9 protein-coding genes are annotated in these 12,386 nt (G+C 65.7%); 1 reads left to right on the top strand and 8 read right to left on the bottom strand.

What is annotated here, in order from left to right; all coding sequences use genetic code 11:
* Window positions 1-58: 58 nt before the first annotated feature.
* Window positions 59-1,090 carry a phosphate ABC transporter substrate-binding protein PstS gene (gene pstS, locus C6P61_RS09450; protein WP_105729678.1) on the bottom strand — a complete coding sequence of 344 codons (1,032 nt, stop codon included), beginning with the start codon at window positions 1,088-1,090 and terminating at the stop codon, window positions 59-61.
* Between the two features lie 189 nt (window positions 1,091-1,279).
* Between pstS and C6P61_RS09445 the strand changes: the two genes are divergently transcribed.
* The gene (locus C6P61_RS09445) at window positions 1,280-2,764 is read left to right on the top strand and encodes a Ppx/GppA phosphatase family protein (RefSeq protein ID WP_105729677.1); all 1,485 of its coding nucleotides are present in this window, start codon (window positions 1,280-1,282) and stop codon (window positions 2,762-2,764) included.
* 140 nt (window positions 2,765-2,904) lie between these two features.
* Here the strand turns inward: C6P61_RS09445 and C6P61_RS09440 are convergent, their stop codons facing one another.
* The 7 genes from C6P61_RS09440 to C6P61_RS09410 all read right to left on the bottom strand — a co-directional run bounded on the left by C6P61_RS09440 (window position 2,905) and on the right by C6P61_RS09410 (window position 12,324).
* Window positions 2,905-3,084 (bottom strand): hypothetical protein, encoded by a 180-nt coding sequence (locus C6P61_RS09440; RefSeq protein ID WP_105729676.1) that lies wholly within the window; start codon window positions 3,082-3,084, stop codon window positions 2,905-2,907.
* 159 nt (window positions 3,085-3,243) lie between these two features.
* Window positions 3,244-4,287 (bottom strand): porin, encoded by a 1,044-nt coding sequence (locus C6P61_RS09435; protein WP_105729675.1) that lies wholly within the window; start codon window positions 4,285-4,287, stop codon window positions 3,244-3,246.
* 166 nt (window positions 4,288-4,453) lie between these two features.
* Complete coding sequence (fabI, locus tag C6P61_RS09430; RefSeq protein ID WP_105729790.1) at window positions 4,454-5,212, bottom strand: enoyl-ACP reductase FabI; 759 nt, start codon at window positions 5,210-5,212, stop codon at window positions 4,454-4,456.
* Between the two features lie 100 nt (window positions 5,213-5,312).
* Window positions 5,313-7,232 (bottom strand): acyl CoA:acetate/3-ketoacid CoA transferase, encoded by a 1,920-nt coding sequence (locus C6P61_RS09425; RefSeq protein ID WP_105729674.1) that lies wholly within the window; start codon window positions 7,230-7,232, stop codon window positions 5,313-5,315.
* Between the two features lie 2 nt (window positions 7,233-7,234).
* Window positions 7,235-9,691, bottom strand: coding sequence for a DUF3141 domain-containing protein (locus C6P61_RS09420; RefSeq protein ID WP_105729673.1), 2,457 nt, complete (start codon window positions 9,689-9,691; stop codon window positions 7,235-7,237).
* Window positions 9,692-9,727: 36 nt separating this feature from the next.
* The gene (locus C6P61_RS09415) at window positions 9,728-10,903 is read right to left on the bottom strand and encodes an acetate/propionate family kinase (protein WP_105729672.1); all 1,176 of its coding nucleotides are present in this window, start codon (window positions 10,901-10,903) and stop codon (window positions 9,728-9,730) included.
* On the bottom strand, window positions 10,900-12,324 hold the full coding sequence (locus C6P61_RS09410; protein WP_105729671.1) for a bifunctional enoyl-CoA hydratase/phosphate acetyltransferase: 1,425 nt from the start codon (window positions 12,322-12,324) through the stop codon (window positions 10,900-10,902). The genes C6P61_RS09415 and C6P61_RS09410 overlap by 4 nt, the downstream gene beginning before the upstream one ends.
* Between the last annotated feature and the right edge of the window lie 62 nt (window positions 12,325-12,386).

The raw sequence follows: 12,386 nt of genomic DNA, 5'->3' as shown, positions 1-12,386 counted from the left end.
AGACATTGCGCCAGCGTGACGGATCACGGGCGCAATGTCTGGGGAAGCTAGAAGCCTCTTACTTGATCTGCGACCAGACCTTGCTCTGGATCTGGGCGGTCACGGCGTCAGGCATCGGCACGTAGTCGAGATCGATGGCCAGCTTCTTGCCGTTCTTGAAGGCCCAGGAGAAGAACTTCAGGGCTTCTTGCGAAGCGGTCTTGTCTTCCGGGCTCTTGTACATCAGGATGAAGGAAGCGGTCGTGACGGGCCAGCTGTTGGCACCCTTGGCATCGACCATCGACACGCCCATGCCCGGTGCGCTGTTCCAGTCCACGCCAGCAGCGGCAGCCGAGAAGGTGGTGTCGTCAGGCTTGACGTACTTGCCATCCTTGTTCTGCAGCTGCATGTAGTTCATGTTGTTCTTCTTCACGTAGGCGTACTCGACGTAGCCCAGTGCGCCCTTGACACGGTTGACGTTGGCGGCGACGCCTTCGTTGCCCTTGCCACCGACGGAGGAGTCAGCCGGCCACTTGACGGCAGCGCCCTTGCCCACCTTGTCGGCCCATTCCTTGCTGACGGCGCTCAGGTAGTCGGTCCAGTTGAAGGTGGTGCCCGAACCGTCGGCGCGGTGCACGATGGTGATGGACTGGTCAGGCAGGTTCTTGCCCGGGTTCAGGGCAACCAGCTTGGCGTCGTTCCACTTGGTGATCTTGCCCAGGAACATGTCGGCCAGCACAGTGCCGGACACGCGCAGCTCGCCCGGCTGGAAGCCTTCGAGGTTGATCACGGGCACGGTGCCGCCGATGATGGCCGGGAACTGGACCATGCCGTCGCGGTCGAGCTCTTCACCCTTGACCGGAGCGTCGGTGGCGCCGAAGGTCACGGTCTTGGCGCGGATCTGCTTGATGCCGCCGGAAGAACCGATCGACTGGTAGTTCAGGCCGACACCGGTTTCCTTCTTGTAGACCTCGGCCCACTTGGCGTACATCGGGTACGGGAAAGTAGCACCGGCGCCGGTGATGTCGGCAGCGGCAGCAAAGGTCGGCAGTGCGAAGCTGGTGACAGCGACGGCAGCGGCTGCGATGGACTTGAGGAAATGGCGTTTCATGATCGACGTCCTTTCGGATGAGTGGGTTCGGTAGCCCCCACTTTATGCCTGATATGTGACATATCAATGACATTATCTTCACATAACTTCTGTATCGGCGGGGCCGCAACAGTCGGCTTGCAATGCGGCAAGCATCAGGCAGCCGGGAGGTTCGAGGTGGTATGCTGACGCGGAAATTTCCAAATAGATATGCAAAACGGAACCTTGCTGGCTGCAGTGGACCTCGGGTCCAACAGCTTTCGCCTTGAAATCGGCCGCTACGACTCGGGCCACATCGAACGAGTCGAATATCTCAAGGAAACGGTGCGCCAGGGCAGCGGCCTTGACGAGAACAAGAACCTGAGCCTGGTGGCGATGGAGCGCGGCTGGGAATGCCTGGCTCGCTTTGCCGAGCGGCTGCAGGGCTTCCAGAAGCACCAGGTGCGCGCGGTCGCCACGCAGACCCTGCGCGAGGCCAGAAACCGCGACGACTTCACGCGCCGCGCCCAGGAGATACTGGGCTTTCCGATCGAGGTCGTCTCGGGTCACGAGGAAGCGCGGCTGATCTACCAGGGCGTGTCGCACCTGCTGCCGCAGTCGGACGAGAAGCGGCTGGTGATCGACATCGGCGGACGCTCGACCGAGGTCATACTGGGCCAGGGTTACAGCGCGAGCAAGATGGAGTCCTACCGCCTCGGCAGCGTGGCCTGGTCGTCGCGCTACTTTCCGCGCGGCCAGATCACGCAGCAGTCACTGCAGACCTCGGAAATCGCGGCCAAGGCCGTGCTCGATGAGGCGCTCGACGCCTATCCGGTCGGCAGCTGGGACACCGCCTACGGCAGCTCGGGCACCGTCGGCGCCGTGGCCGAGATCCTCACGCTCAACGGCTGGCCGGCAGGCCAGATCACGCGCGCCGGCCTCGACTGGCTGACCGACAAGCTGCTGCGCGCCGGCCACCCCGATCATCTGCGGCTCGAGGGCCTGAAGGACGACCGGCGCCCGGTGATCGGCGGCGGCATCGGCGTGCTGCGTGCGCTGTTCGATCTGTTCAAGCTCGAAAGTCTGGTGAAAGCGGAAGGTGCATTGCGCCAGGGCGCGCTCTACGACCTGATCGACCGCGAGAACGATTCGACCGACGTGCGCGAGCGCACCGTGAACTGGTTGTGCGAACGCTACGGCGTGGACCAGCTCCATGCTGGCCGCGTCGGGCGGATCGCGACCGAACTGTTTGCGCAGATCGCCGTTCCCGATCCGAACAATGAGCGCTATTCGCAAAAGCTGGTCTGGGCGGCGCGACTGCACGAGATCGGCACTCATATCTCGCACAGCGACATGCACCGCCATGGCGCCTATATCCTCGACCATGTCGATGCACCGGGCTTCACGCTGCAGGAGCTGCACCGCATGAGCCAGCTGGTGCTGGGCCAGCGCGGCAAGCTGCGCAAGATCGAGGACATCCTGGACGACGAGCTGTTCGCCAAGCAGCTGCTCTGCCTGCGGCTGGCGGTGCTGCTGTGTCATGCGCGCAAGGACCCCGACATCACGCCGCTGCAGCTGAGCTACAAGTCGCGCCAGTTCAAGCTGAGCGCCACGACCGGCTGGGCGCGCGGTTTTCCGCAGTCGGCCTGGCTGGTCGAGGAGGAAGTGGCGGCCTGGCAGAAGTCGGGCTGGCGATTCTCGGCCGACCTGGGCTGACGGCCAGAGCCCGGTCGCGGGCTGGGTCGCAGTATCTTGCGCTGTCGCCCTGCCCGTTCACCGGCTTTACTGCTTCCCGAGACCGGCCGCTGGCCGGTTTTTTCATGCCTGTGCCTGCGGGAGGAGTCAGGGCCAGGCGCTCAGGGCTGGTGGCGTGCGGATTCGGGCCAGCGACCGTAGTCGACGTAGGATGAAGCCACCGCACCGAGCTGGCAGCGACCGACATCATGCGAGGCGGTGGCCGCCTCGGGCCAGACCAGACTGGAAAACCACTGCGACAAGGCCTGCAACAGCGGCGAGCTGGCGATGGTGTGAAACATGATTTTATTTTAATATTAACAACGGTATATACCGTTTATACCGCGTAGAGAAATCATGTACACCCGTGGAAACCCTAGCTCAGACCAGCAGGCATGAAAAAGCGCCCCGAAGGGCGCTCTCGCGTGAACCAGTCGGGCAGAACGACTGCCCGAGCAGGATCAGAAGGTGTGGCGGACGCCAACGGCCAGGGTCTTGACCTTGCCCATGTCGGCACCGGTGGTGTCGTTTTCCTTCTTGATCTGCTTGTAGCCAACGTAGGCGTCGGTACGCTTGCTCAGCACATAGTTGGCAGCCAGGGTGAAGCCAGTGGCCTTGTAGTCGGTGCCGGTGACGGCATCGTACTCGCTGCCGGCGTAGCCGAAGAAGACGTTGATGTTCTTGGCAACCGGAGCCTGGACACCGAAGTACAGGCTGTCGTTGTCGCCTTGCTTGACGCCCTTGGACTCGATTTCCAGGGTCTGGTAACCGCCGACCAGCTTGGCAACGCCGAAGTCGTAGGAAGCAGCCAGCAGGTTGAAGGTCTTGTCTTCGGTCTGGCCGGTCGCAGCAGCGGGAGTGCCGGCGGTCAGCTGGGACTCTTCCTTCTGGAAGCCGTATCCGACCAGCAGCGGGCCGTTGGCGTACTGCAGCTTCAGCGAGCTGTGGCTGGTGGCGTCAGCCACGTTGGTCTTGTTCTCGCCGAACGAGACAGCGACAGCACCGCTGAAACCGTTGAAGGTCGGGCTGACGTAAGCGACGGTGTTGTCGGTCTTGTCGGTGTAGTCGGCCTTGGCGTTCTTGATGGTGTCGCCGACCGGGCTGATGTTGGTGTCAGCGATCGGGTTGGTCTTGCCGCGCAGATCGTCGTACGGAGTGCCCATGCGGCCCAGAGCCACGGCACCGAAGTTGCCCGACAGGTTGATGCTGGACTCGCCCTTGAAGGCAACGCCGTCCTGCTCACCGGTGTCGGACTTGAAACGCTGCTCGAGCTTGAAGCCAGCCTTCAGGCCACCGCCCAGGTCCTCGGAACCCTTCATGCCCCAACGGTTGGACTTCAGGCCACCCGAGCCGACCACGGTCTGCGATTCAGCGGTTGCCGACTTGATGGTGTCCTTGGTGGAGCCGACGTAGGCATCGACGATGCCGTACAGCTGAACGGAGGATTGGGCCATGGCGGCACCGGAAGCGGCCAGCACGGCCAGGGCGATCAGACTCTTTTTCATGGAACGGGTTTCCTGTTGATTAAGACCGGGGGCTGCTGTTGCAACCCCTTCACTATCAGATCCACTGCTTGAGTGGATAGAGTAATTACCCCAGATTCGTATGACATTTCTGAGACAAGGGGCCTGATTGTTGCCAATAAACAACAACCAGACCCCCGCCCCACCATCAGGCCATGATGTGCAGGCCGGCGTCGACGTAGATCACGTCGCCCGTCATGCCCGAGGTCGCGCCGCTGACCAGGAAGGCGACCACGCGGCCGACTTCGGCGATGTCGACCAGGCGACGGCCCGGCGAACGGGTCACGGCCTTGTCGATCAGCTCGTCGAAATGGTCGATGCCCGAAGCCGCGCGCGTGCGCAGCGGGCCGGGCGAAACCGCAAAGACGCGGATGTCGCGCTCGCCGAGCTCGTTGGCCAGATAGCGCACCGAGGACTCGAGCGCGGCCTTGACCGGGCCCATCAGGTTGTAGTGGTCGACCACCTTGTCGGCGCCGTGGTAGCTCATCGTGATCAGCGCGCCGCCCGGGTTCAGCAGCTTTTCGGCGTAATGCGCCATCTCGATGAAGCTGTGGCAGGAGACCTGCATCGCCTGCAGGAAACCGGCCTGCGAGCAGTCGGTGATGCGGCCATGCAGGTCGGCGCGCGGTGCGAAGGCGATCGAGTGGATCACGAAGTCGAGCTTGCCCCACTCGCGCTCGATGCGTTCGAACACTGCCTGCATCTGGCCGGGCTGCATGACGTCGAGCGGCAGCAGCAAGTCGGCGTCGATCTGGCGCGCCAGCGGCTCGACATAGGTCTTGGCCTTGTCGTTGAGGTAGGTCAGCGCGATCTCGGCGCCAAAGGCGCGCAGCTTGGCCGCACAGCCAAAAGCGATGCTGTCGCCGTTGGCCACGCCGACCACCAGGCCGCGCTTGCCGCGCAGCATGTCGCCGATGCGGGTGCTTTCATCCCAGACCTTGGGCAGGGGATCGTTGGAGTTCGGGTCCTTGAACATATGCGGTTTCCTTGAAAGATGAAGGCGGGGCTCAGAGCGCCGCCTCGGCCTCGACCCGGGTTTCGTAGATATGCGGTGCCAGCCCGCGCTCGCGGATTGCGGCGCCGAGCTTGTCGCGCAGGAAGGCGCTGGTGGTGTAGCGCGTGACCTGTCCGTAGTAGCGCTCGACCAGATCGGCAACGACCTGGGCATAGGCATCCATGGCCGGCTCCAGGATCTCGAAGCCGTCGTAGTTGACAACGACATCGACCCGGTGGCCGATGGCCTGGCATTGGCGCTCGACCGCGTCGCGCACGTCCTGCGCGTCCTTCGGGCTGACCAGCTTGAGGCCCTGGAAGTTCAGGAACAGGCGGTTGCGCTCGGGCTGCCAGCTGATGCGTTCGAGCAGCGAGATCGCCAGCAGGCTGTCCTTCAGGCCCATCGGTTCCGGGCGGAAGATGCGCGCGTCCATCAGCACCGGCTGCCTGACGATCGGGCGGAACGCCATCTGCGACAGGATGTCGCGCTCGAGGTCGATACCGGGCGCGATCTCGATCAGCTCCAGGCCTTCGGGCGTGAGCGCAAAGACACAGCGCTCGGTCACGTAGAGCACCCGCTTGCCCAGGCGCGCCGCGTATTCGCCGCTGAAGGTGACCTGCTCGATCGCCTCGACGAACTTGCGGTGCTTGCCTTCTTGCAGGATGGTCAGCTGGCCCTGTTGCACCGCCACCTTGAGGCCGCCGGCGCTGAAGGTGCCGATGAAGACCACGGTGCGGCTGTTCTGGGTGATGTTGATGAAGCCACCGGCACCCGCGAGCTTGGGGCCGAAGCGGCTGACGTTGATGTTGCCGCGCGCATCGCACTCGGCCAGGCCCAGCACGGCCAGGTCGAGGCCGCCGCCGTCGTAGAAGTCGAACTGCTGGTTCATGTCCAGCTGGGCGGTCGCGTTGGTCGAGCTGCCGAAGTTCAGGCCGCTGCCGGGCACACCGCCGACCACGCCGGGCTCGGCGGTCAGCGTCATGTAGGACAGCAGACGCTCCTCGTTGGCGATGTCGGCCACGCCCTCGGGCATGCCGATGCCGAGGTTGACCACCGCATTGGGCATCAGCTCGAAGGCGGCGCGGCGCGCGATGATCTTGCGCTCGTCGAACGGCATCGGCGGCAGCGCATCGAGCGGCACCCGCATCTGGCCCGACAAGGCCGGGTGGTAGCCGGTACCGTAGGTCTGCATGTGGTATTCGGGGCGGGCCTGCACCACGCAGTCGACCAGGATGCCCGGCACCTTGACCTGGCGCGCCGGCAGGCTGGCGCGCTCGCACAGGTATTCGACCTGGGCGATCACGATGCCACCGGAGTTCTTGACCGCGGTCGCGATCGCCAGCGTGTCCTGCGCCAGCGCCTCGCGCTCGATCGACAGGTTGCCGTCCGGATCGGAAATAGAGGCCCGGATGAAGGCGACCTGGGGCTTGGGCACGCGGTAGAACAGCAGCTCCTGACCGGCCAGCTCGATCACGCTGACCAGATCCTCGGTGGTGCGGGCATTGACCTTGCCGCCTTGGAGGCGCGGGTCGACGAAGGTGCCGAGGCCGACGCGCGAGACATTGCCGGGCAGGCCGGCGGCGATGTCGCGGTACAGGTGCGAGATCACGCCCAGCGGCAGGTTCCAGGCCTCGATCCGATTCTCCATCGCCATGGCGCCGAGCTTGGGCACCAGGCCCCAGTGGCCGCCGATGGCGCGCTGGATCAGGCCGTCGATGGCGATGCGGTTGATGCCCTGCTCCTTGCCGTCGCCCGGTCCGCCGCCGAAGATCAGCGTGAGGTCGCGCGGCGACTGGGTAGCCTCGAAGCGCTGCTGCAAGGCCAGCAGCAGTTCGTCGGGCACGCCGACGACGCCAAAGCCCGAGCAAACCAGGGTATCGCCGTCGTGGATCAGGCCGATCGCCTGCTCGGCCGTGACAATCTTGGACTTCATGCTCACTCCTGCGGCTTGTTGCGGGCTGCGGTCTTGCGCGCGGGCTTGGCGCCAGGCTGGCTGTCGGCGGCGCTGACTTCAGCCGCGCTGGCAGCGTCGGCCTCGTCGCTGGCCAGCTGGGGCGCGGGCTCGTCCTGCGGCGACAGGCTTGCAAGCGCAGGGGTCTGCACCTGGCCCAGCAGTTGCTCCATGGCCTCGAACATGTGCAGCGAATGCGGCTCCATGTCGCTGCGATCGCCGACGACGAAGCGCACGCTCTCGAATGCCTGGTGGCGCTGCTCGGGCAAGGGCAGCAGGCGGACCAGGCTGCGCAGGGCCTGTTCGGGCTCGAACTCGACGATCACGGATTGCTCGTGGATCAGCGCGGCACGGCGCTGGGCGCTGAGCTGGGCGAACGGCGGCTCCGTGGTCAGCACCTGGGCCGAACGCTCGAGTCGATCGCGCCGCACCGAGCCGCGGCTGTCAGCCAGCAACACCAGCATGCGGACCACGGCGGCTTCATAGCCGCCCTCGTCGATGGCTTCCAGGGTGGCTTGCACCGTCGGCAACCAGCGCAGTTCCTCGGGCTTCTTGTGCGTGCGCTGCTGCGCCAGCGACTGGCCGAACCAGTTCATCCAGGGCGCGCCATAGATCGACAGGAAACTCATTTCGTAGGCGCTGTCGCGCAGGTCGCGGTACAGGTCCATGCCTTGCGAGATCCCGTCCGCCAGGGTCTCTTGCCAGACCAGCCAGGGGTTGCCGGCAGCCACCGGCTGGCGTTGCTCGCGGGCCTGACCGGCCAGCACGCCGACGGCGGCCATGACCGGGTTCTGGTCCGAGAAGATGCGGCGGCTGACGCGGCTGGAGTTCATGTCGCGCAGCAGCTCGGCCGATTGCTCGGTGACCATGGACTGGACCAGGGGACGGGCGGTCATCTCGTAGAGGTCGGCGCCCAGGCGCGACAGGCGCGCGACGGCACCAAAGCCGCGCTCGAGCTCGCGGTCGTTGGGCACCACTTCGAGGATGTCGCTCATCTTGCGGTCATGGAAGCTGACGACGAAGCGCTCGTCGGCGCCCTCGCCTTCGCTGTGGTCGATCTTCATCTCGTACAGGCCGGGCGCGAGCGCCTCGAGGGTCTGCAGCGTCGAGGTGACTTCGGTGTGTTCCTTGCGGGCGATCGAGGACGAGACGAAGATGCCAAGGTGGCCGACCTTCTCGTGCACCATGTAGACGATGCGCTGGCCGCGGATGCGGATCTCGTTCTCGTCGGAATAGGTGTCGACGATCCAGTTCAGCGCCTGCTGCGGCGGCGTGATGTTGTCGCCCTTGCTGGCGAAGACGACGATCGGCGAGCGGATGAACTTGAGGTCGAGGTGGCGGCCGGGCTCGAGTTCGGCCTCGCCGCGCGAGAGCTTGTTGCCGATGAAGATCTGCTCGACGATCCAGCGCATCTCGGATTCGTTGAGGAAGTGGAAACCGCCCCACCAGCGTTCGAACTCGAGGAAGCTCTCGCGCCCCTTGTCGACGTTGGCGTAGAGGTCGTAGTACTTGCCGAAGAAGTTGCGGCTCGGGTTGAGCTGCTCGAAGTTGCTGACCAGGTGGGCCCCGTCAAACTCGCCGTTGGCCAGATCCATCGACAGCAGGGCCGGCGCGATGCCGCCCATCAGGCCGCCGTTGTAGCGCATCGGGTTGGCGCCGACCTGACCCGACCAGGTCGAAACCGGCGAGCCGTTGATGACCAGCGGGCCGGTGATGTCGGGGTTGGCTGCGGCCAGCACCAGGGTGGCCCAGCCGCCCTGGCAGTTGCCGACCACGATCGGGTTCGGCGCGTCGGGGTGGCGGCGCGAGATCTCGCGCAGGAACTCGGCTTCGGCGCGCATCACGTCGGCCAGGGTCTGGCCCGGCTCGGGATGCTGGCGGAACACCACGAAATAGACCGGATGGCCACCGCGCAGCGCAACGCCGACCTGGCTGTCGGGCTTGAAGCCGCCGATGCCGGCGCCGTGGCCGGCACGCGGGTCGATGATCATGAAGGGGCGCTTGCGGTCGCTGATCTCGCCGCCTTCGGGATGCAGGATCTTGAGCAGCTGGTAGTTGGCCGGACGCGCGAAATGGCGTGCATCGAGCACCAGCTCGTAGTCATAGTCGAGCACCGGCGGCGTGCCAGCTTCCTCGTGCAGCTTGTCGTTGTTGGCGCGCTCGCGCAGCACGTCGACGGTCAGCGCGCTGCGCTGGGCCGCGTCGATCAGGTATTGCGCGCTGTCGGCGAGCAGCTTGCCGTCCTGCAGGCTCTGGACCAGACCCTGCTGGGTCGCAAGACCGGAACGCCAGAGTCCGAGCGTGCGCTCGGCGTGGTTCTGGAAGATCTTTTGCGCGTGGGTCGCGCTGCAGCTCAACAGGCGCTGGATCTGAGCGGCATGTTCGGCTCGCTCCTGTGCCAGACGGGACGGCAGGTTGGCTGGGCTGTAATGGGATTGCATGGCGATCGGGGCTCTTGTAAGGGAAACAATAGAGATTCAGGACAGGGCCGTCAGTTCCGCAGCGTGCTCGGCCAACATGCGCTCTTCGTCGGTGGCCAGCACCAGCACCCGCACCGAACTGCGCGGCAGGCTGATTTCCTCGGCACCGGCCTGGTTGGCCGATTCGTCGAAATCGATGCCGAGCCAGCTCATGTTGCGCAGCAGACGGCTGCGCACCTCGGCCGCATGCTCGCCGATGCCGCCGGTCAGGACCAGCGCGTCGAGGCCGCCCAGGCTGGCGGCCAGGCCGCCGAGCTCGCGCCGGCATTGCTCGACGAAATAGTCGACCGCCTCGCGCGCCGACGGCAGGTCGCTGGCCAGCAGCACCCGCATGTCGTTGGACAGGCCCGACATGCCCTTGAGGCCGGAATTGCGATAGAGCAGATCGGTCAGGCTCTGCGCATTCATGCCGTGCTCGCTGACCAGATAGAGCAGCACGCCCGGATCGATCTGGCCGCAGCGCGTGCCCATCGGCAGGCCGTCGAGCGCGGTGAAGCCCATGGTCGAGGCGACCGAGCGGCCGCCGCGCATGGCGCACATCGACGCGCCATTGCCCAGGTGCGCCACGATGACCCGGCCTGCCAGCAGGCCGGGGTGACGGCTCTTGAGCTGGCGCGAGATGAACTCGTAGGACAGGCCGTGAAAGCCGTAGCGCCGGATGCCCTGCTCGTAGTACTGGCGCGGCAGCGCGAAGGTATCGGACACGAAGGGATGACTGCGGTGAAACGAGGTGTCGAAGCAGGCCACCTGCGGCGCCCGCGAGAAGGCGACACGCGCCGCGTCGATGCCGGCCAGATTGTGCGGCTGGTGCAGCGGCGCCAGCGGCACCAGGGTTTCGAGCTGGGCCCGGCTGTGGTCGTCGATCACGATCGGCTCGACATGCTCGGCCCCGCCATGCACCACGCGATGGCTGACGGCCGCGACCTCGCGGTTAGGGAAGCTCAGGCGCAGCCAGTCCAGCACGCCTTGCAGGGCATGGCCGTGGTCGGCCACCGAGCCGTCGAGCCACTGCTCGTGGCGTTCGCCCGCGGTCGTGACGGCGCAGAAATGCGCGCGCTCGCCCAGCCCCTCGACCTGGCCGACGGCCAGGCGATCCAGGCCATGCGGGCGCTGCTCGAACAGCGCGAACTTGATCGACGACGAACCGGCGTTGAGGGTCAGCAGCAAGCTCATGCCTGCACCTCAAGGTCCGGCTCGATCGGGACGGCGCAGGCACCGGTCTGGCGCCAGTGATCATGCAGCAGCGCCAGCGCACAGGAAGCCAGGCGCGAGCGGTCGTTGTCGGCGCGGCTGGTCAGGATCACCGGCACGCGGGCACCGACCACCAGACCGGCAGCCTCGGCGCGCGCGACAAAGGTCAGCTCCTTGGCCAGCATGTTGCCGGCCTCCAGGTTGGGCACGATCAGCACCTCGGCGCGACCCGCCACCAGCGACTGGATGCCCTTGGTGCGCGCCGCGTCGAGGTCAATCGCGTTGTCCATCGCCAGCGGACCGTCGACCGTGCCGCCGCGGATCTGGCCGCGCTCGGCCATCTTGGACAGCACGGCAGCGTCCAGCGTCGAGGGAATGCTGGTGTTGATGGTCTCGACCGCCGACAGGATGCCCACGCGCGGGCAATCCAGTCCGCAGGCGCGCGCCAGGTCGATCGCGTTCTGCGTGATGTCGACCTTGGTCGTCAGGTCGGGCGCGATGTTGATCGCGGCATCCGAGATGAACAGCAGGTGGTCGAGCATCGGTGCGTCCATCACGAACACATGGCTGAGCCGGCGGTGACCGCGCAGGCCATGCTCCTTGTTGACGACCGCGGCCAGCAGCTCGTCGGAGTGGATCGCGCCCTTCATGACCGCGCCCACCTCGCCATTGCGCGCCATCGCGACGGCGACTGCCGCCGCCGCGCGCGGGTCGGACTCGTGCACCTGGCGCCAGCCCGAGAGGTCGATGCCGAGCTCAGCGGCAATATGCGCCATGCGCTCGGCATTGCCGACCAGCACCGGCTCGATCAGCCCTTCGCGCGCCGACAGCGCCAGTCCGCCCATCGAGTTGGCATCCTCGGGGCAGACGACTGCGGTCTTGAGCGCGGGCAGCTGGCGTGCGGCGTCGATCAGGCGGGCGAAATGGTCCTTGTTGCCCAGGATCAGCGGCGGCAGGTCACGCGCCACCACGAGCTGCGAGACGCGTGGCGCCTCGACCTCGGCCTCACCCTCGCAGACCAGCTCGCCGGCCTCGGTGCTGATGCGGGTCGCGAAGCGTGCCAGCGGCTCGGGGCCCTTCTCGATGCAGGTCACGCTGACTTGCAAGCGGTCGCCGACCTGGACCCGACGCTGGAAGCGCAGGTCCTGGCTGCGGTAGAGCGTGCCGGGACCCGGCAGCAGATTGCCCAGCACGGCCGACAGCAGCGAGCCGACCCACATCGATGGCGCCAGCGCCGGCAGCTGCGACTGCGACTGTTCGGCTTCAGGCAGGTTGAGCGGATTTCGGTTGCCCGAGGCATGCGCGAACAGCAACAGGTCCTGTTCGCTGCAGACACGCTCGAGCGTGGCGCTGGCACCGAGCTCAAGCTCCTGCCAGGTGGTATTTTTTCGGGGTAGGCTCATGTGTAATCCATCAATCAGGGTTAACCCATAACAGCTTATTTACCACATAAGTCAGAACGATT

It is taken from the genome of Malikia spinosa (genome assembly GCF_002980625.1).
Lineage (GTDB): Bacteria > Pseudomonadota > Gammaproteobacteria > Burkholderiales > Burkholderiaceae_C > Malikia > Malikia spinosa.
The sequence above is the reverse complement of the archived record's forward strand: the minus strand, read 5'-3'. Positions and strand labels throughout refer to the sequence as shown.

What these genes read in the sequence shown, in the direction of transcription:
- pstS (WP_105729678.1), bottom strand. Translation starts at nt 1,090, where the DNA reads ATGAAACGCCATTTCCTCAAGTCCATCGCAGCCGCTGCCGTCGCTGTC.
- C6P61_RS09445 (WP_105729677.1), top strand. Translation starts at nt 1,280, where the DNA reads ATGCAAAACGGAACCTTGCTGGCTGCAGTGGACCTCGGGTCCAACAGC.
- C6P61_RS09440 (WP_105729676.1), bottom strand. Translation starts at nt 3,084, where the DNA reads ATGTTTCACACCATCGCCAGCTCGCCGCTGTTGCAGGCCTTGTCGCAG.
- C6P61_RS09435 (WP_105729675.1), bottom strand. Translation starts at nt 4,287, where the DNA reads ATGAAAAAGAGTCTGATCGCCCTGGCCGTGCTGGCCGCTTCCGGTGCC.
- fabI (WP_105729790.1), bottom strand. Translation starts at nt 5,212, where the DNA reads ATGCTGCGCGGCAAGCGCGGCCTGGTGGTCGGCGTGGCCAACGGCGAC.
- C6P61_RS09425 (WP_105729674.1), bottom strand. Translation starts at nt 7,232, where the DNA reads ATGAAGTCCAAGATTGTCACGGCCGAGCAGGCGATCGGCCTGATCCAC.
- C6P61_RS09420 (WP_105729673.1), bottom strand. Translation starts at nt 9,691, where the DNA reads ATGCAATCCCATTACAGCCCAGCCAACCTGCCGTCCCGTCTGGCACAG.
- C6P61_RS09415 (WP_105729672.1), bottom strand. Translation starts at nt 10,903, where the DNA reads ATGAGCTTGCTGCTGACCCTCAACGCCGGTTCGTCGTCGATCAAGTTC.
- C6P61_RS09410 (WP_105729671.1), bottom strand. Translation starts at nt 12,324, where the DNA reads ATGAGCCTACCCCGAAAAAATACCACCTGGCAGGAGCTTGAGCTCGGT.